Source organism: Streptosporangium sp. NPDC050855, assembly GCF_044456585.1.
In the GTDB taxonomy this organism is placed as follows: Bacteria; Actinomycetota; Actinomycetes; order Streptosporangiales; family Streptosporangiaceae; genus Streptosporangium; species Streptosporangium longisporum.
On sequence record NZ_JBITFY010000019.1, the window covers coordinates 141,546 to 160,844 of the forward strand.

Here is a 19,299-nt window from a genome sequence, read left to right on the forward strand (position 1 = left end):
TCAGGCGCTCCCGGCGACCTGGAACGGGTGAGCGGGGCCGAAGGGACGGTCGCCGCGCAGGGTGATGCGGTGCATCACGCGGCGGGCGGTGCCGTAGTCGCGGTTGGCGTAGTGGGAGGTGGAGCGGTTGTCCCACATGGCGACGTCGCCGACGCTCCAGCGGTGGCGGACGATGTGCTCGGGCTTGGTCAGGTGGGCGTAGAGCAGGTCCAGGATCGCCCGGCTCTCGGCCTCCGACACCCCCACGATGTGCGAGGTGAACCCGGGGTTGACGAAGATCCCCTTGCGGCCGGTCTCGGGGTGGACCCGCACGACGGGGTGCTCCACCGGCTCCAGCCGGGTGACGGCCTCGTCCTCCCAGACGTTGCCCCGGCCGCCGCGCCGCTGCGCCAGGTAGTAGCCGAACTCGCGGGTGCCGTCGTGCACCGCGGTGAGCCGGTCCACCAGGTCCCGTACCGGGGCGGAGAGGGAGTCGTAGGCGAGCTGGGAGTCCGCCCAGCTCGTGTCGCCCCCGGTGGGAGGCAGGACGACGGCCCGCAGGATCGACCCGAGCGGCGGGCGGGGCATGAACGTGACGTCGGTGTGCCAGACGTCGGCGAAGCCGTTGTCCGCGCTGTCCAGGGCGTAGATCTCGGGGTGCGCCTCGTCCACGCCCTCGATGACGGGGTGGGAGACGGTCAGCTCGCCGATGCGGCGGCCGAGCGCCACCTGGGTGTCCTCGTCGAGGTCCTGGCCGGAGAAGAACAGCACCTTGCGGTCGACCAGGGCGGCGCGGACCGCGAGCAGTTCCTCGTCGGTGGCCGTCGCCAGGCCAAGTCCCTCGACGCGGGCCCCGAAGTGCGGTCCGAGGGGGGTCAGGGTCAGCGTGACGGGGGTGGCGGGGGTGGTGGCGGCCGGTGCGTCGACGGTCCGGACGGTCATCGGGTTCTCTCCTCGCGGGTGGGCGTTCTCACGCGGCGGCGGCGCGTACGGCCTGGCCGACCGTGGCGCGGAACGCGGCGTACTCGGGAAGGGCGCGCAGCTCGTCGGGGCCGGGCCCGGTGCGCGGCAGGGTGATGTCGAGGTCGAGCGCGATCCGGCCCGGACGCCGGGTGAGCACCACGACGCGGCTGCCCAGGAACACCGCCTCCTCGACGCTGTGGGTGACGAACACGCAGGTGCGGCCGGTCTCCGCGCTCACCCGGCGCAGGTCCTCCTGGAGCCGTTCGCGGGTGAGCGCGTCCAGGGCGGCGAACGGCTCGTCGAGCAGCAGCAGCGGGTCGTCGCCCGCCAGCGCCCTGGCGATGGCGACGCGCTGCTGCTGGCCCCCGGAGATCTGCCAGATCCGGCGGTCCGCCACGTCGTGCAGGCCCACCCGCTCCAGCAGTTCCGGCACCCTGCGGGCGCGCTCGGCGCGGGGTACGCCCGCGTACCGCAGGGCGAGCTCGACGTTGCCGCCCACGCTCTTCCAGGGGAAGAGCCGGGGCTGCTGGAACACGACCCCGGCGCCCCGGCCGGGGACCGGTTCGGTGCCGCCGCTGCGGACGACACCGGAGGTGGGCCGCTCGAAGCCGGCGATGAGCCGCAGCAGCGTGCTCTTGCCGCATCCGGAGGCGCCGACGATCACGAGGAACGATCCCCTGGGGACGGTCAGCGAGACCGGGCCCAGGGCGGTCACGGCGCCACCGGCCGTACCGTAGACGTGTTCGACGTCGCTCACCTGGACGGCGGCATCGGCGGCGGCGGTCGCGACACCGGTCCCGGTGGTGGTCCCGACGGTCCCGGTGGTTCCGGCGGCGGTGAGGACCTCGGTGGCCGCGGGGTGCGCGCCGCCCGCGAGCCTCCCCGAGACCGGGAGACTCCCGGAGGCCGGGAGACCCCCCGAGGACGCCGGGCTCCCCGAGGCCGGGAGGTCAGAGGCCGAGAACACCGGGGAGTCCCTTGTTGTAGATGGCGCGTTCGACCGTCGCCAGGTCGGGCACGGAGTCGATCTTCTGCTGGTCCTTGAGGAACTGGGCCGCGCTGACCAGGTTCTTCGCCAGGCCGCCGACCTTGTCCGGCGTGCCGAGCCACTCGGGCGAGGCCAGGTCGGCCGGCTTCAGGAAGACCCCCTGGCTGAGCTGGGACTTGGCGTCCTCCTTGCTCAGGTTCAGCTCCGCGCCCACCGCCTGCGCCGCGGCGTCGGGATCCTTGGCGATCAGGTCGAGCGCCTGGGCCTCGGCCTTGCGCCAGGCGTCGACCGCCCCGGGGTGCGCGCCGACGAACGCGGTGGACACCACGCCGAGGTCCAGGGTGGGCTTGCCCGCGGTCGCCAGCTCCCGGCTGGCGACGAGCACCTTGCCGTTCTTCTTGAGCTCCTCCAGGGTGGGCAGCCAGGTGTAGGCCGCGTCGATGTCGCCCCGCGTCCACGACGCCAGGATGTCCTGAGGCTCCAGGTCCACGATCTTCACCTCGGACTCGGCCACTCCGGCCCGGTCCAGGGCGGCGAGCAGGCTGTAGTGGGCGGTGGAGGCGAAGGAGGTGGCCACCTTCTTGCCCTTCAGGCCGGACACGTCCGAGATCCCGGCGTCGTTCCTGACGACCAGCGCCTCGTTGTCACCGGCCACGTCCAGCACGAACGCCACCTGGTAGGGGATGTTCAGCGGCGCGGACAGCCCGCGCGCGACCGGGCTCGACCCGATGGCCGCGATGTCGACGCTCCCGGCGACGAAGGCGGTGTTGATGCTGGCGCCGGAGTCGAACTTCGTCCAGGTGATGGCGTAGTCGGGGAGCGCCTTCTCCAGCCATCCCTTGTTCTTCACGATGAGGTCGCCGCTGGGGAACGCCTGGTAGGCGATGCGGATGGTCTTGGCCGCCTTGTCGCCGCCACCGCCTCCGGCGGAGGCCGTGCCGTTACCGCATCCGGTCAGGGCGAGGGCCGTGGCGACGGCCAGGAGGAGCGAGAGCAGGTGTGTCGGACGCGGCCGTGACATGATCGGCTTCTTTCTGGGCTGGGTGGTACGTGGATCGGTGCCGGGTGGTGCGGGGATCGGCATCGAGTGATGCGGGGATCGGCATGGGGTGGTACGTGGATCGGTGCCGGGTGGTGCGGGGATCGGCACGGGATGGTGCGTGGCGGGCACCGGGTGGTGCGGGGATCGGCGGGAGCGGGGACGGCGGGCGGGAGGCTCAGACGCGGCCCCTCCACGGGATGAGCCGGTTCTCGGCGACGCGCAGCAGGCCGTCGAGGAGCAATCCGGAGATGCCGATGGCGAACAGCCCGAGGACCACGACGTCGGTCTGCAGGTAGCGCTGGGCGTCGCGGACCATGCCGCCGATGCCCGGCACGCCGTTCACGGTCTCGGCGGCGACCACCGAGGAGTAGGCGACGCCCACGGCCAGCCGTACACCGGTGAAGATCTCCGGCAGGGCGCTGGGCAGCACCACGTCCTTGATCGTGCTCCACCGGGACGCGCCCAGCGCGCGGGCCGCCTCCACCAGGCCGGCGGGGGCGCCGTGCACCGCGGCCGCCGTGGCCACCGCGACCGGGGGAAGCGCCGCGATGGCGAGCAGCCACAGCTTGGGGGTCTCGTCGATGCCGAACCAGATGATCAGCAGGCTGAAGTACGCGAGCGGGGGAAGGGCACGGACGAAGGTCACCACCGGTTCGGCCACGAAGCGGATCCACGGCACGACACCCAGCACGACGCCCAGCACCAGGCCGCCCGCCACCCCGAGCGCCGAGCCGATGAGGATGCGACGCAGGCTGATGCCCAGGTGCTCGACGAGAAGGTGGCCGCTGTAGCCGCGGATCCCGTCATGGGTGCTGGACAGCAGCACCAGCTGGTCCCACACCGCGCCCGGAGCGGGCACGAACGACGGGTTGTCCGCCGCGATCGCGGCGAGCTGCCAGAGCCCGAGCAGGACGAGCAGCGACAGCGCGCGCACGCCGAACCGCCGGGCCGTCCGGGCGTACCGGGCCGGTTCCCGGCCGGGGCGCGTCCCTTCCGGGGCACGCGGGCCCGGAGGGCGGACGGAACCGGCGTCGGGGCCCGGCGAGACGGGGTCCGGGGAGAGGGAGGTGGGTGCGGAAGGGGTCACGGCTGTCACTCCGGGAGGTCATCGGTCCGCGCCACCGGGAGCCGGGCGCGGCATGACACGAAAAAGGAAGGCGGGTGGCCGCGGACGGAAGGCGGCGGTCAGGAGCGACAGGTCGAGCCGGCCACCCGGCACAGATCGAGGTGGAGGCGCCGGACCAGGCGCACGGTCGTGAACATGCCTATTTCCTACCAATAAATAGTGGATTAGGCAATCGCGGCTTCGTTCTCGGGTCCGATCGGGCCGGTACCGAGAGGGATGGGACGTCAGTCCCCGGGACGGTCCGGGGTGACGAGGCCGCTCTCGTAGGCGTAGACCACGGCCTGGGCACGGCCGCGCAGGTCCAGCTTGGCGAGGATCCGGTTGAGGTGCGTCTTCACCGTCGCCTCGGCCAGCCGGAGCCGTTCGGCGATCTCGGTGTTCGACAGGCCGCGCGCCACGTGCAGGAGCACCTCCCGCTCCCGCGCGGTGAGCCCGTGCGCGTCCCTCCTCGGGATGTCGTCCGGCAGGTGGACGGCGAAGCGCTCCAGCAGGCGCCGGGTCGTGCTCGGCGCGACCACGGCGTCCCCCGCGTGCACCGACCTGACGGCGCCGAACAGGTCGGCCGGGGGCACGTCCTTGAGCAGGAAGCCCGACGCCCCCGCCTTGATAGCGGCGAAGGCGTACTCGTCCAGGTCGAACGTGGTGAGGATGAGCACCTTCGGCGTCCCGTCGGTGGCGCCGTCGCGGATGAGGCCGGTCGCCTCGACGCCGCCCATCCGCGGCATCCGCGCGTCCATGAGCACCACGTCGGCCTCGATCGCGCGCAGCACCTCGATCGCCGCCGCGCCGTCCGCGGCCTCGCCGACCAGCTCGATGTCCGGCTGGGAGCGCAGGACCAGCCGGAATCCCGCCCGTACGAGTTCCTGGTCGTCGACCAGCACGACTCGGATCATGGTGTCCCACCCCGCTCCGGCGATGTCCGCGCTCCCGGCGCCCGTCCTTCCGGCCCGCGTCCCCTCGGTCCCCTCGGTCCCCTCCCCGGCAGATCCCGTCGCGACGGGTCCCGTTCCAGCGACACCCGTCCGAACGGCGCCCGTTCCGTGGCGTCCGGTTCCGGTGTGTCCCGGTGGACGGTACCCCGCCCTGCGCCGTGGGGACTCATTCGTCCCGGCCCACGGGGATGCGGGCGAGCACCTGGAAGCCGCCGCCGGAACGGGGAGCCGCCCTGACCGTCCCGCCGTACACCGCCGCCCTCTCGCGCATGCCGACCAGCCCGTGGCCACCGGTGCTCCCGCGCCCGGCCGGCCCCCGGCCGTCGTCGGCGATCTCCAGCTCGACCTCGTCGCGGCCGAACCCGAGCTCGACGACGGCCCGGGTACCCGGCCCGGCGTGCCTGAGGGTGTTCGTCAGCGCCTCCTGGACGATCCGGTAGATCACCAGCTGCTCCCCCTCGGGCAGGCCCCGGGGGGTCCCGCGGACGGCGAGCTCGGTCGGCAGGCCGGAGGCCCGCGCCTGGTCGACGAGCTCGCCGAGCCGCGCCAGGCCCGGCTGGGGGGCGTGCGGTTCCGCGGTCCCCGTGTCGTCGCGCAGCACGCCCACCAGCCGGCGCATCTCTGCGAGCCCCCTGCGGCCCGTCGTCGAGATGGTCCGCAGGGCCTGGCGGGCCAGTTCGGGGTCGCTGTCGAGGGCGTACCCGGCGCCGTCCGCGTGGATGACGATCACGCTCATGTTGTGCGCGACCACGTCGTGGAGCTCGCGGGCGATGCGCACCCGCTCGGCCGCGGCCGCGATGAGGGCCCGCTGGTCCCGCTCCCTCTCCGCCTGCTCCGCCCGTCCCACCAGGCTCTCCACGTACCGGCGGCGGGTGCCGGCGTTGATCCCGGCGATCCAGACCGCCACGACGAACACCGAGAACGCGGCGTACTCCTTGACCAGTACGGACACCGTGTCGTCCGGCCGGAACACCACGAGCAGGATGCCGAGCTCGGCGACCGCCCCGGCCGCGATCGCCCAGCGCGTCCGGCACCGGGAGGCCACCCCGTACATGGCGACCAGCACCGCGACGTTCCCGGCGATCATGCCCAGGCCCGTCGCCCACTGGACGAAGCTCACCGACGCGACGACCGCGAAGACCGTGAGCGGGTACCGGCGCCGCCAGAACAGCGGGATCAGCAGGGCCGCGACCAGGACGAGGCCGCCCCACGTCCCGCCCGTGCGCATCTCCGGCCCGCCCGGGTGGATCACCTGGATCAGGCAGAACGGGACCAGCGGCGCGACGACGAGGGCGTCCCCGAGGACGCCGTGGCGCGCCACCCAGGCGCGCGGTCTGCTGAACACGGGCCCAACGATACGTATCATCCGTTTTGTCAGGTTCCCCCTCCGGACGGAGATCCGGCTACACCCCCGGTTGCACTCCCGGGACGGGCATCGGACTACGGGATCGGCTTCACCTCGGGGTAGGCCGTGGAAGGACGGTCGAAGAGGCGGGTGTGCCGTCCCCGCAGGTGCAGGTCGAAGAAGGCGGCCAGGTGGGCGCGCTGGGCCGCGACCGAGCGCGCGGGGTCGATCGTCCCGATGGTCTCGGCGACGGGCACGTCCTTCAGCTCCCCGGCGATCTGCGGGAACATCGCCTGGAGGTCGAAGAACGAGAAGTGCCGCGCCCCGGTGAACCGCACCTCGCGCTTCCAGCCGGTGGAGTTCTCCCAGAAGGACTTCCAGGTGGGCTCGGTCCGCCGGGTGGTGGTCTCCCCCGCCACCTGCAGGAACGGCCTGGACACGCCGCTTTTTGCGACCGGCCCCAGCAGGACGCCGTCGAGGTTGACCCCCGCGTCGACGCGCCGGTCGTCGTGCACGAGCTGGGCGGCCGTGGCCCCGCCCATGGAGTGGCCGAAGACGCCGACACGGGACAGGTCCGGGGCGCCGCGCAGCCCGGACGGCAGCCTCGTGCGCGCCGCGTCGGGGTTCCGCCCCCGGTCCAGGTGCGCCAGCCGGTCCAGGACGAACCGCATGTCCGCGACCCGGGTCGGCATCAGGATGTCGAACAGCCTCGCCTGCTCCTGCTCGGTCCGCACCGGCGGGAGCTTGGACCTCTCGACCCGGCCGCCGGGGAACTCCACCTGGTCCAGCTGGTGGGTGTGGTCGACCGTGACGACGAGGTAGCCGCGGCCGGCCAGCTCCTCGACCAGGACGGTGCTGAGCGTGCGCGGGGCCTCGTACCCCGGTGAGAACAGTACGACCGGCAGGCCGCCCGCGCCGCGGTCCACCGGGGCACCGGCGCGGGCGTGCGTCCTGGTCGCCGCCCAGTCCACCTCGCCGGGCCTTATGCCCAGGTCGGCGGCCGTGTCCCGGTCGAAGTCGGCCGCGGCCAGCGGCGGCATCTGCGGCGCCAGGGGGAGGTTCCCCGACCGGCGGGCCGGATACCAGAGGCTCACCATGAGCTCCCGGTAGGGCTGGGAGGGCACCAGGGAGTCTGGGCGCGACCGGTCCACCAGGTGCAGGGAGACCGTGCCGATCGGGTGCCGCCCGGTGGGCGCCGGCAGCGACACCCTGAGGGCCTTCGCGGACGTACCGGACGCGCCGGCCAGGACTGACGCGGGTGATCCCGGCGTACCGGTGGGGACCGCAGGTGATCCCGGCGTGCCGGTGAGGGCGGACGCAGATGATCCCCGCGGGCTCTCCTCGGCGGCCGGGCCCTTCCCGTACGGCACGGGTCCGGCCGCCGCCGGGGGCGCGGCCTGCACCGTCAGCGCGGCGGCGACCCCCAGCCCGGCGATCGCCCATCCGGTACGGCGGGCTCGGGCGGTTCGTGCGGAAGCTGTCATCGGTGATCTCCTGGTGGCCGTTCCGGTGTCCTCCCAGGAGCCTTCCAGCGATGTCCGGCCCGTCCTTCGTCCTCGGGGACGAACCCGGAGTGACGCGGCGGGTGGGCCGGAAAGGATCATCATCCGCCGGGATGACACGGCGACGCGAGCGGCGGAGAGCCGGTCGCCGCCTTCGAGAGATCGCGCGTCAGGGCAGAGCCGGCACGGCAGCCGTACCAGGCCCTGCCGTCGGGAGTGCTCCACCGTTCGGAGACATACCGCTCGACCAGCGAATAGGGGTTCGAGTCCGTACCGAACCGCCAGGAGTGGGTGGACGTCGTCAGCGTCCTGGTGTGCCAGTAGGCCCCCTCCGGGGGAGCGCCCGCGGTGGCGGACGGCGCGCCCAGGACGGTGGCGCCCACGGCCAGGGCGACACCGAGAATGATCGACCGCCGGGTCGGCGTGGTCGCGAACGTCATCGGACTGCTCCATCGATTCGAAGTCACACTCATCCACACACCTGAGCCCTCCGAAGGGTTGCCCGCAGAGTTCTCCGCACGAGCGGGCAACCGTCGCGAGGGCCGAAGTGTGTTAGGAGGCGTGAAAGTGGACGGACAGCCGTGAGTGACCTGGAACTGGAACATGACTTCGGCGCTTTCGTGGCCGCATGAGGCCGAACTGAAGAGGATCGGAGAAGGGCTCACCTCCACCCTGTGATCCGGTCTCCGAACCGTCCCGCCGGGATCACCTCAGTGGTGCAGGCCCCGCTTGTCCGGCGTCCAGAACGGCTTGACCCTGATCGACGTGCGGGGCCAGTCGTGCTCGCGGACCAGGTGGTCGCGGACGAGCCGGCAGGTCCGGGCCTCCCCCGCGACGTACGCCGTCCCGGCGTCGCCGGGGAGGTCGAGCTCCGCCACCCCGGCGAGCAGCGCCTCGGAGGCCACGGCCGAGGCGCCGTTCCGGTGGACGCGGTGCAGCCTGTGGGGTCCGCCGGGCACCGGGACCTCGTCCTCCTCGGTGTCGCTCTCCAGCACCGCGAACACCGCCGCCTGCGGCCCGAGGGCGCGGATCATCGGGCCGAACGCCGCCGTCGCGGTCTCCTCGCCGACGAACAGGTGGTACGGCGCGGGCCGCGTCGCGAAGTTCCCCATCGCCCCCCAGAACCTCACCGGGTCGCCGACCGTCACGTTGCGCGCCCAGGTCAGGCCGATCCCCTCACCGTCGTAGAGGTGGGCACGGAGCTCGAACTCCCGCGACTCGGGCGAGTGCTCCCAGATCGTGTAGGTCCGGAGCGTCTCGACGGGACGGAGGATCCCGTACAGCGAGAGCGGGTCGTTGATCTCGATCCTGACGTGCTGCCCCAGCACGTAGGGGCGCTCGTTCAGCTCTCGGCAGTGGATCCTGCGCGATCTCTGCGGGATGTTCGCCCTGACCTACGAGCCCCCACCGGCCGCCCAGCCCCGTCCGGCGCCCTGAGGGACACTCCCGCGCATCCCGACGGTGGTCAGCGGCGGTGAAACGCGTTCCTGCGGGTAGGGTCTGGCCTCATGACGGCCACCGCGAGGGCAAGCCGGTGGACCGACCGGCTCACCAGGGGATGGAACGACCTACGGCAGCGGTACGACTGGCTCGACCATCTCGTCCGCGCCGCCATCCACTACGACCGCACCGACGCGGGCCGTCTCTCGGCGGGCATGACCTATCACGCGTTCTACGCCACCTTCGCGCTGGTCCTGCTGGGCTTCGTGATCATCGGCCATGTGATGGACACACCGGCCGCGATCTCCCAGGTGGAGAACTACCTGAGCGAGACGCTGCCGCGCCTGAACGTGCAGGCGCTGCGCGACGCGCGGGACACGGCCGGGGTGATCGCCTCCTTCGGCCTGCCGCTGACCGGCCTGTTCTGGATCGACTCCATGCGCTCCTCCATCCGGGCCGTCTGGGGGCTGGTGCAGTACCCGGGCAACTTCTTCCTGCGCTGGCTGATCGACCTGGCCGTGATGGTCATGCTCGGGCTGCTGCTGTCGGTCTCGCTGACCCTCTCCTTCGGCGCCCAGACCGCGCTGACCTGGCTGATCGGGGAGACGATCGGGACCGAGGCGACCCCGGCGCGCTGGACGCTCTCGGCCGCGGCCTTCGTGCTCGGCATCGGCGTGAACCTGCTGCTGTCGACGGCGCTGCTGACGCTCACCCCCCGGATGCGCCTCTCCCCGCGCCGGGTCATCGGCCCGGCCCTGATCATCACGATCGGGCTGGAGCTGATCAAGAACCTCGGGCAGGCCTACTTCAACGCGAGCTCGGCCAACCCGGCGTACCAGGTCGTCGCGGGCGCGGTGGGCATGCTGCTGTTCCTGAAGCTGGTCAACGTGCTCATCCTGTTCGCCGCCTCGCACGCCGCGACCAGCCATCACGGCACGGCCGTCGACCTGTCCACCGGCCAGCCGGTCGAGGAGCCGCGCACGGAGGTCGTCACCGCCCCGGTGATCCCCGAGGTCGCCGAGCCCGGCAGGGCGGCCCCGAACCCGGAGCGGCCTCCCGCACCGGCCTCACCCTCACCCTCCCCCTCCCCCGAGCCGGAGACCGGGCCCGGGAACGGGAACGGGAACGGGACGGAGAACGGGACGGAGAACGGACCCGGGCCCGGGACGGGGAACGGGAAGGGCCCGGATAACGGGACGGGCCCGGATAACGGAACGGGTCCGGCGCCGGAACGGCCGGCACCGCGGGTCAGGCCGCGCCGGTACGATCTCCGTTCACGCCGGTCCCCCCGCCCCGCCGACCCGCCGACCCGCTGACCCGCCGATTCGCCGATTCGCCGACCGGTGACGGCGGGGCCTCGGGCCGATCGCTCAGGTGGCCCTGATGGCGAACCGCTGGCAGATGTTGTCCAGCCAGGCCCACTGCGCGATCTCGGCACCGGCCGCCAGCCCGCAGGAGGCGAGGTCGAGGGCCTTGCCGCTGTGCCGGGCCGTGAACCGGACCGAGCCGTCGGTGAGCACCTCGATCCGCCACTGGGAGTTGTTGCCGGAGCAGGCCCCCTGCGTCACGTCGGCGCCGTCGGCGGTGGAGGCGGCGTTCACGATCAGGCAGCTCCCGGTGCTGTGGGCGGGACGGATCCGGTAGTGGCCGTTGTCGGTGTGGCCGAAGGTCCACTTCTGGCAGTCGGTGTCGAGCCAGGGCCACTGGCGGACGTTCGCGCCGTTGCCGGTCGAGCAGTCGGCCACGTCGAGCACCTTGCCGCTCTGCAGGCTGGTGATCGCGACGTTCCCGACCGGCTGCAGCCGCCACTGCTGGCAGGTGGTGTTCGACCAGGTCCACAGCCGGACGTCGACGCCGTCGGCGGTGCCGCAGTCGGCCACGTCGAGCACCTTGCCGCTGCTGCGGCTCTGCAGCCGCAGCCAGCCGTCGGAGGTGGTGATCGGCTGCCACTGCTGGCAGGTGTTGTCCAGCCACGCCCACTGCCGGACGTCGGTGCCGTCGGCGGTGCCGCAGTCGGCCACGTCCAGGGCCTTGTTGCTCTGCTTGTTGACCAGGCGGTGGTGGCCGTCGGCGGTGGAGTCCAGCACCCACTGGGCGGCCGTACCGGAGCAGGAGTGCTGGGCGACGTTCGCCCCGTCGGCGGCCGATCCGCCGGTGGTGGCCAGGCACAGGCCGCTGTTGCGGTTGACGAGCGTGTACGCGGCGCCCTTCACCGCCGTGGTGATCGGGCCCAGCTCACCGGAGGGCACCGGCAGGTCGGTGCTCGTGGAGACGGGCGCGCCGAAGTTCGGGGTGCCGTCGGAGTTCCAGGTGAACTTCTGTGCCCGGGTGGACCGGGTGCTGCCGCAGCCCTCGCCGGTGGAGGCGTTGCCGTGGTAGACGATCCAGTCCTCGGTGCCGTCCGGGGAGGTGAAGAAGCCGTGGTGGCCGGGGCCGTACACGCCGTTGGCGCGCTGGAAGACCGGGTTGGGCGCCTTGGTCCAGGAGGAGGCGCTGAGCGGGTCGCTCCCGGTCAGGGTGAGCATGCCGAGCTTGTAGTCCGGCGTGTTGCAGGAGCTGGCCGAGTACACGATGAAGGTCTTCCCGTTGCGCTGCAGCACCTCGGGCGCCTCGTTGGTGCGCCCGCCCACGGTCTCCCAGGAGTGGGTGGGCCTGGAGATGAGGACCCTGGAACCGGTGACCGTCCAGGGGTCGCTCATCCGGGCGATCCACAGGCTCTGGTCGGCCCCCTGCCACTCCGACCACAGCAGGTGGAGCTGTCCGTTGAGCTGCAGGTAGGAGCCGTCGATGTTCCAGGTGTCCGGCATCGGCGAGCCCTTGAGGGTGTACGGCCCCATCGGGTCGTCACCGGCGCTCTCCAGCACGGTCAGGTGCTGGCGGTCGAGGTTGGCGCTCACCCCGGAGGTGTACATCATGTACCAGCGGGTGCCGTTGGGGCCGTTGAGCCGGTGGAACTCGAAGGCCCAGAAGTTGCAGCAGCTGTCGGCTGCGGTCTCCGACCAGACGTGCTGCGGGGCGGCGGTGCGCAGACCGGCCAGGGTGGGCGACTTGCGCATCACCAGCTGGGAGTTCCACGTGGTGGTGGCCAGGTAGTAGTTGCCCGCGTGGTACCGCAGCCACGGATCGGCGCCGTTGGGCAGCAGCGGGTTGCGGAAGGTGGTCTCGCCCACCGCCTGGGCGGGTGCCGTGACCGCGACCAGGCAGCCGAGGCTGAGGAGAAGCGCGCAGATCGCGCCGACGATGCCCTTTCTTCGGGACATGAGGGGTACTCCTGGAAGGTGGAGGGATGGAACTCCGGACGATCGGCCGGTGGCACGGGAGCGGGGTCACCGGTGCCCTCTCCGGACGACACCGCGCACCGCGCCGAGGGTGGGACTCGGCATGCGGTGCCTCCTCGATGGGTGTTAGCGTTAACAAAACGGGGCGGGAAGCGGCCGGGGTCACGGAGATCTTTCACGGGTTCGGGCAAGTGTCGGGGCGGCCCCTACCGTCGTCAAGGGAGCGCCGACCGTCCGGACCGACCGGCGAGGCTTTAGGAAAGCGCTTGCCTGGGACTTCGTCCCGCGGAACGCGCCGTATGGAGACGAGCCTCGATGTACGTTTCATCCCGAACGGCACGGCGGGTGGCCCCGTGGACACGGGCGGGGTCCGACCCGGAGACCCCGCCCGTGTCCGTCCGGCGTCAGCGGGGCCGGACCGGCACCGCCCCGGCGCGGGCCCGCGATCCCGGACGGGCGAGCGCGGTGCCCAGCCCGGTGGGACCGGTGACCGGCCGCACCCGCGCGGGCGGGTGGTGCAGCTCGGAGTCGTCGTAGCGGCGGGTCCGCAGGTGCCAGAGCAGGACCCCGGCCATCCAGTCCTGCAACTCCCGTACGTGAGCGTCGAGCGTCGCCCGGGCGGCGGAGTCCAGGTCGTGCTCGTCGTACAGGACGGGCAGCTCGGTCGCGACGATGTGCTGGAACTGCCGCATCCGGGAGGTCATCAGGTCGTTGACGATGTCGGCGGCCCGCCGCCGGTCGCAGCCGAGGAAGTCCTGCACGACCAGCACGCAGTTGTGCAGCTCGCCCTCGAACTCGACCTCCTTGCGGTACGAGCACAGGTCGTTGACCAGGCAGGCGTAGTCGGCGGCCGAGTCGTCCAGGGCGCGCATCGTCCGGGTGCGGTAGATCTCGGGCGGGACCGACCGGCCGTGCGCCAGCCGGGACAGGCTCATCGTGAGGTCGGAGCCGAACGTCCTGCGGCGCATCTCGATGTAGTCGACCGGGTCGGGGACCCGGTTCTGGGCCTGGTTGGCCAGCTCCCACAGCCAGCTGTCGGTCATGTCCCGTACGGCCCGGCGGAACGTGGCGCGCGCGTCCCGCGACATCGGGGCGGCGGTACGGACCCACAGGTCGGCCAGGCCGCGTTCGACCGGGTTGGCCGGCGGTGGGACGGCGGAGAGGTCGAGCGGCATGAACGCCGCCAGCCGCGCGTCGAACAGCTTCGCCCCCGCCAGGTCGCGGCGGGACCCGAAGACCACCGGGACGTAGTCGTCGGCGTAGGTGCCCCAGGTGAGCCAGAACGTCGACACGTCCAGCTCGGGGCCGGTCGCGTCCGGAGCGATCGCCCCGGCGCAGACGGCGAAGTCGTAGGAGACGAGCTTGTGCTCGGTCCACACGGCCAGCCCGGGAAAGCCGGGAAGCTGCTCGAACATCCCCATCTCCCGGGCCCACTCGACGGCGTTGCGGCGCGAGCGGTCCATGTGGGGGTTCATCCGGGCGGTGTACGGCATGTAGATCTCGGGCAGCGGCGTCGGCCCGACCTTCCGCAGCGGGACGTGCGTGTGACTCCTGATCCCGCCCGGCCCGGTGAGGCCCGGCGCCAGCCTGATCCGCGACGCCGCGACGCCCAGGCCGGTCGGGCCGCCCAGCAGGGCCGGGGCGGCGACCGGGGAGTCGCGCGAGGCATCGTTCATGTAGCGGCTGGAGCGCAGGTGCCACTCGTGGCCGCCCGACTGCCAGTCCTGCAGCCCCTTGACGTAGGCCAGCACGTCCAGGCGGGACCTCAGGTCCAGGCCGTGCTCCTCGAACAGCGCGGGCAGCTCGGTCAGCGCGGTGTTCTCGAACTGGTGCAGCCGGGAGGTGATCAGGTCGTTGACGGCGTCGGCGGCCTGCTGGGTGTCGTAGCCCAGGAAGCGCTCGAAGACCAGCACGCCGTTGCTGAGCTCGCCCTCGTCGCCGACCTCGCGCTCGTAGGAGAAGAGGTCGTTGCGCAGGTGGACCGCGTCGGAGAACGTGTCGCGCAGCACGCGCATCGGCCGGCTCGCGGCGACGGCGTCCGGGACCTCGGCCCCGGCGGCGTGCTCGACCAGGTTGGCCGACCAGGGAGCACCGCCCACCTTGCGCCGCATCTCGACGTACTCGATCGGGTTGGCGACCCGGCCCTCGTTGATGTTGGCTAGCTCCCACAGCGACTCGTCGAGCAGGTTCCTCGTGCTCTCGGCGAACCGGGCGCGCCAGCCGTCGGACCTCGCCGGGACGGTGCGGGCCCACAGGTCGGCCAGGCCGCGCTCCACCGGGTTGCGCGGCTCGCCGGGCGTGCCCGTGGGGTGCACCGGCATGAAGGCGGCCAGCCTGTCGAGGTACTCCCGGGCCCCGGCCAGGTCGCCGCTGCGCTTGAAGGTCTCCAGGAAGTGGTCGTCGAAGAAGAACACCCAGACGTACCAGTCGGTGATCAGGTCGAGCTCGGCGGCCGGGGCGTCGGGGTGGGTGTAGGCGCAGAGCAGGCCGTAGTCCATGGCCTCCAGCCTGGCCTCGTCCCAGATCCCGAGCTCCTCGTCGAGGATGCCCATGTCGTGGGCCCAGCCGCGGGTGTGCTCGCGCGCGGTCTGCACGTGCGGGTTGAGCCTGGCCGGGTACGGCACGTAGAAGTCGGGGAGCTCGAAGGGGGGCACGCGCTGTCCTTCCGGTCTGCCCCGGCCCGCTCGCGGACGACCCGGGCCGGACACCGGGACACGCGGCGGAGCGGGAGGTGGTCACGCTCGGCGGATCGACGAGACGGCCGCCCTCGGGGGCCCTCGACACGCAGAACGTTACGCAATGGCCACGGAGAGTGAAAGCCTTCTCCGTGAATCCCCGTGTCACTCTCGGGCAGGGCGTCCCCGCCGCGTTCCGGGGGTCCCGGGCCGGCAGGCCACGACCGCGCACGACGGTCCTGAGCACGCCGCCGGGGATCCCGCGACGACCGGGGTGTGACGACCGTCGCGGGGACGCTCCCGCGGGTCGGCGCGACGGCCCGTTCCCTCGACGGCCCGTTCCCTCGACCCGGCCCGTTCCCCGGTCTCGTCCGGTCTGTTCGCCCCGTCAGGGTCGTCAGGGTCGTCAGGGTCGTCAAGGTCGTCAGGGTCGCGTCAGGGGGAGCCGGAGGCGCCCGGGTCCGTGGCCGGTGACGACTCGGCGACCTCCCACTCCAGCCGACCGTCGACCGCCCGGGGCCTCATGTGCCCGATGGAGCCGCCGGTCTCCAGGGCGTCCGCGGTGGCCTTCAGCAGGGCGTAGTACGAGCGGATCGCGATTCCTCCGACGGTGAAGCGCATGTTGCCCTCGTGATCGGTCCCTCCGACGTCGCGTCTCACCGAGTCGACCACCAGATGGTTCCCCGATCCGTCGGCGGTGATGGGGATCATCCGCCCGTCCCACCACTCCGATCGCGGATCGGAGAGAGCTCCTTCGCCCCCGTCGCCGGAATCGATCCTGCACAGCATCCGCCACGTGTCCCGGATCTCCCGGACGCTCAGGTTCATGTCCCCCTGGAAACCGAATCGCCAGACGCCCTCCACGAAGACGGTCCCGTCGTGCCTCAGCAGCGAGGCCCGCAGGGAGTCGGGGAAGCGCAGGCCCGTCTGCGCCTCCGCCACCGCGATCGTCCGGGCCCTCGCGGGCCTGCCGAGCGTGCGACGGCTCGCGGGGGCGTTGGTCCTCAACCACCTCTCGATCCGCCGCCACTGCCGGTTCACCGCCCGCGTCACCCTCGGATCGACCGGCCGCACGCGGGGGACGGCGGGGGCGGGCCGGCAGTCCGCGTCGGTAGCCGGCCCGTGGTCCGGCTCGGGCGTCTCCGGCGTCACGTCCGGCACCGGCGACTCCGACTGTTCCGGGGGCCCCGACGGCTCCGACGGCCCCGTGGGCGGAGAAGACGGCTCCTCACCGAGGACCGCGTCGGCCCTCGGCCCGTCGTCCGTACAGGCGTAGGTGAGGGCGAGGGGATCCCGGCCCTGGGTGCACGATCTCGCGTACCGGCCGGAATCCTCGATCGGCGTCCCCGAGGGGAAGACCGCGGACTCAAGGGCCTGCGTGGTGCCCGCCAGCAGGAGGAACGCGAGCCCGGCGGCGCCCCAGAGGCGCAGCCTGCGCCGGGCGGCCTTGTTCAGCGGCTCTCGCGGCGATCGCGGCGATCGGGCGAGAAAGCGCTCGACGGCGGAACGGAGGGCGGAGGGTCCGGCGTCGTGGCGCTTGAGATCCTCGGCGGTGGGGACACCGAGGACCGGGACCGGGGGCCACGGCGGGACGGGCCCGCTCACCGCCCTGGCCGGGGACCCGGCCTGCGCCGGAGACGAGGCCCCGGCGGGCGGGGCGTCGTGACGGAGGGGGCCGGAATCCCGGCGTGCCCGGATCGGGATCGGGATCGGGCTCCGGATCGGGCTCCGGCTCCGGTGGAGACGCGTGACGATCGCGATGACCACCATCGCCGCCGCGCCGACCGCGAGCGCGAGCCGTACTCCTCGGGAAGTGATCAATCGCCGCACGTCCGGCAGAGTATCTCGAATCAGTCATGCCGGATCGGCGTTCCGCGACCTCACCCGCGCGACCTCACCCGCGCGGCGGCGTACCCGGCCCGTCGGAACGGGCCGGCGTCCCCCTCACTCGTCCCCGACGCGCTCCCTGATCCACTCCAGACCGTCCTCCCAGGAGGCGAAGGCCTGCAGGTAGCGGCCGTCACGGGCGTGGAAGGCGTGGTAGCGGAACTCCCCGTCGCTGCCCGTACGGATCAGGTCGTAGAGGTCGCCCTTGGAGCGGTACCACACGCACTCGGCGTCGGCGGGACGCGAGGACGAGGCATAGGCGAACTCACGTGTGATGGACATGGGACGGATGGTACGGATCGCCGAATCACCAGGCAATGCCGTATCCATTTCATTAAGGGATATTCCGCCCTCCCGGGGAATCCGGAAGGGCGGAATGCCCGGCAGGGATCGGAAGGGCCCCGTCCGTCACCCGGTGACCGGCGGCGGGGCCGCGCTCATCCGGCACGCGGTGTGAGGAGCCGCCTTCACCCGGCGCGCCGGAGCCGCGTCCACCCGGCACGCGCCTTCGGGGTCGTGTTCATCCGGTACGTGGTTCCGGGGTCGCGTTCATCCCGCGGGCGGGGCCGGGGTCGGGCTCACCCGGTGGTCGGTCAGGTGCAGGTCGCCGCCCAGCTCCTGCCGCAGCTCGTCCAGGACCTTCCGCGCACCGAGCACGGTCCACAGGTCCCCCACGAGGTGCGGGTTGTACTCCGGAGCCTGGTCCATCCACTGGTCCTTGCCGGACTGGGTGACGAAGGTGCTGATGAAGAACCGTCCCGTGGCGGTCTTGCAGGCCCCCGTCCGGATGTCGACCGCGTCGACCTGAATCTCGGGCTTGCAGCCGACCTTCTCGGCCAGCTGCTCCACGGTGAGCGGCGGCCCCGCGGGAGCGGCGTTGCCGGCCGCGGCCGCCGCCGGGGCCGCGGGGGGCTGCTCCGCGCTGCAGGCGAGGGAGAACGAGAGGGCGAGGGTCACGGTGGCGACCACGCGGATGTTCCTGGCGACACCGATCCGGCGCGAATGTGTCAACATCCTTCAGATACGCTCACCGGCCCCGCCGGGTTCACCGCATCCGGCACCCGCTCGTGCGAGGCGTCAGCCCGCGAGCTCGTCGCGCAGCTCGCGCAGGAACCGCTTGCTCTCGGAGAGGGAGTACGCCTGGACGCACAGGCGGTCCATGACCTGCATGTAGTGGTCGGTCTCCTCGAGCTTGTCCACGTACAGGGCGCTGGTGAGCTGCTCCATGTAGACCACGTCGGGCAGGTCCCGGTCGGCGAAGCGCAGGATGGAGAAGGGCCCTCCGGCCGCGGCGTGACCGCCGTGCTCGAACGGCATGATCTGCAGCTTGATGTTGGGCATCTCGACGACCTCGAGCAGGTGGTCGATCTGCGCGCGCAGCACCTCGGGCCCGCCGATGGGCCTGCGCAGCACGGCCTCGTCCATCACGGCCCACAGGGTCGGCGCGTGCGGCCTGCTCAGGCGCTCCTGGCGGGCCAGCCGCAGCGAGACGCGGCGGTCGACCTCCTCCGCCGAGGCGGCGCCGTGCACCAGCATGATGACGGCGCGCGCGTACTCGGGACTCTGCAGCAGACCGGGGATGAACTGCACCTCGTAGGTGCGGATGACCGAGGCGGCCTCCTCCAGGCCCACGTAGACCTCGAACCAGCTGGGCAGGAGGTCGCCGTACTTGTGCCACCAGCCGGGGGCGTTGGCCTGGCGGGCCAGGGCGAGCAGCGGGGCCCTTTCCTCGGTATCGGTCACCCCGTACATCGTCAGCAGGTCGGCGACGTCGCGTTCCTTGAAGCCGACCCGCCCGAGCTCCAGACGGCTGATCTTGGCGTGGGAGGCGCGGATGGCGTAACCGGCCTGCTCGCGGGTGATGTTCTTGGCGACGCGCAGCCGCCGCAACTGGGAACCGAGCAGAATGCGCAGGATGGTGGGGCCGCCACCGCCCGAGTAGGCGAGGACGCCGCTCTGCGCGTCACTGTCCTCGGCGGTCTGTCCGGCCATGTCGGCTCCCTGTCTCACCTTTCTGCGATGTCATACCTTTCCATACTACTGTGAGATTTGCACGGCCCTACGCGCCCGCACGTGCCCGATGCACTTGCAACAGCATGTGCATACGCCATCGAATTGTCATTTAAAGACATATTCCAGGAC

Annotated in this window: 17 protein-coding genes; 1 reads left to right on the plus strand and 16 read right to left on the minus strand. The window is 72.1% G+C overall.

Annotation, left to right across the window (positions count from 1 at the left end):
- The 10 genes from ACIBCT_RS31710 to ACIBCT_RS31755 form a co-directional block, all read right to left on the minus strand.
- Positions 1-921 (minus strand): TauD/TfdA dioxygenase family protein, encoded by a 921-nt coding sequence (locus ACIBCT_RS31710; protein ID WP_399194848.1) that lies wholly within the window; start codon positions 919-921, stop codon positions 1-3.
- 28 nt (positions 922-949) lie between these two features.
- Complete coding sequence (locus ACIBCT_RS31715; protein ID WP_399194850.1) at positions 950-1,909, minus strand: ABC transporter ATP-binding protein; 960 nt, start codon at positions 1,907-1,909, stop codon at positions 950-952.
- Positions 1,893-2,951: an ABC transporter substrate-binding protein gene (locus tag ACIBCT_RS31720; protein ID WP_399194852.1), complete on the minus strand. Its 1,059-nt coding sequence runs from the start codon at positions 2,949-2,951 to the stop codon at positions 1,893-1,895. The genes ACIBCT_RS31715 and ACIBCT_RS31720 overlap by 17 nt, the downstream gene beginning before the upstream one ends.
- 196 nt (positions 2,952-3,147) lie before the next feature.
- Complete coding sequence (locus ACIBCT_RS31725) at positions 3,148-3,906, minus strand: ABC transporter permease (protein WP_399194854.1); 759 nt, start codon at positions 3,904-3,906, stop codon at positions 3,148-3,150.
- Positions 3,907-4,157: 251 nt separating this feature from the next.
- A complete protein-coding gene (locus tag ACIBCT_RS31730) occupies positions 4,158-4,235 on the minus strand; it encodes a putative leader peptide (RefSeq protein ID WP_399194938.1) in 78 nt (25 codons plus the stop codon).
- An 87-nt stretch (positions 4,236-4,322) separates the two neighbouring features.
- A complete protein-coding gene (locus tag ACIBCT_RS31735) occupies positions 4,323-4,991 on the minus strand; it encodes a response regulator (protein ID WP_399194856.1) in 669 nt (222 codons plus the stop codon).
- A gap of 205 nt (positions 4,992-5,196) precedes the next feature.
- Positions 5,197-6,375: a sensor histidine kinase gene (locus ACIBCT_RS31740; RefSeq protein ID WP_399194858.1), complete on the minus strand. Its 1,179-nt coding sequence runs from the start codon at positions 6,373-6,375 to the stop codon at positions 5,197-5,199.
- A gap of 95 nt (positions 6,376-6,470) precedes the next feature.
- A complete protein-coding gene (locus ACIBCT_RS31745) occupies positions 6,471-7,859 on the minus strand; it encodes an alpha/beta hydrolase family protein (protein ID WP_399194860.1) in 1,389 nt (462 codons plus the stop codon).
- Between the two features lie 119 nt (positions 7,860-7,978).
- On the minus strand, positions 7,979-8,317 hold the full coding sequence (locus tag ACIBCT_RS31750; RefSeq protein WP_399194862.1) for a hypothetical protein: 339 nt from the start codon (positions 8,315-8,317) through the stop codon (positions 7,979-7,981).
- 270 nt (positions 8,318-8,587) lie between these two features.
- The gene (locus ACIBCT_RS31755; protein WP_399194864.1) at positions 8,588-9,205 is read right to left on the minus strand and encodes a siderophore-interacting protein; all 618 of its coding nucleotides are present in this window, start codon (positions 9,203-9,205) and stop codon (positions 8,588-8,590) included.
- Between the two features lie 180 nt (positions 9,206-9,385).
- Here ACIBCT_RS31755 and ACIBCT_RS31760 point away from each other — a divergent pair, with 180 nt between their 5' ends.
- Positions 9,386-10,633, plus strand: coding sequence for a YihY/virulence factor BrkB family protein (locus ACIBCT_RS31760; RefSeq protein ID WP_399194866.1), 1,248 nt, complete (start codon positions 9,386-9,388; stop codon positions 10,631-10,633).
- 54 nt (positions 10,634-10,687) lie between these two features.
- Here the strand turns inward: ACIBCT_RS31760 and ACIBCT_RS31765 are convergent, their stop codons facing one another.
- The 6 genes from ACIBCT_RS31765 to ACIBCT_RS31790 all read right to left on the minus strand — a co-directional run bounded on the left by ACIBCT_RS31765 (position 10,688) and on the right by ACIBCT_RS31790 (position 19,149).
- Positions 10,688-12,577 (minus strand): RICIN domain-containing protein, encoded by a 1,890-nt coding sequence (locus ACIBCT_RS31765; protein WP_399194868.1) that lies wholly within the window; start codon positions 12,575-12,577, stop codon positions 10,688-10,690.
- A 422-nt stretch (positions 12,578-12,999) separates the two neighbouring features.
- The gene (locus ACIBCT_RS31770) at positions 13,000-15,249 is read right to left on the minus strand and encodes a family 2 encapsulin nanocompartment cargo protein terpene cyclase (protein ID WP_399194870.1); all 2,250 of its coding nucleotides are present in this window, start codon (positions 15,247-15,249) and stop codon (positions 13,000-13,002) included.
- 456 nt (positions 15,250-15,705) lie between these two features.
- Complete coding sequence (locus tag ACIBCT_RS31775) at positions 15,706-17,100, minus strand: SMI1/KNR4 family protein (RefSeq protein ID WP_399194872.1); 1,395 nt, start codon at positions 17,098-17,100, stop codon at positions 15,706-15,708.
- Between the two features lie 114 nt (positions 17,101-17,214).
- Complete coding sequence (locus ACIBCT_RS31780; protein ID WP_399194874.1) at positions 17,215-17,439, minus strand: hypothetical protein; 225 nt, start codon at positions 17,437-17,439, stop codon at positions 17,215-17,217.
- Positions 17,440-17,706: 267 nt separating this feature from the next.
- Positions 17,707-18,171 (minus strand): hypothetical protein, encoded by a 465-nt coding sequence (locus ACIBCT_RS31785; protein ID WP_399194876.1) that lies wholly within the window; start codon positions 18,169-18,171, stop codon positions 17,707-17,709.
- 63 nt (positions 18,172-18,234) lie between these two features.
- Positions 18,235-19,149 (minus strand): helix-turn-helix domain-containing protein, encoded by a 915-nt coding sequence (locus tag ACIBCT_RS31790; RefSeq protein ID WP_399194878.1) that lies wholly within the window; start codon positions 19,147-19,149, stop codon positions 18,235-18,237.
- Positions 19,150-19,299: the final 150 nt, after the last annotated feature.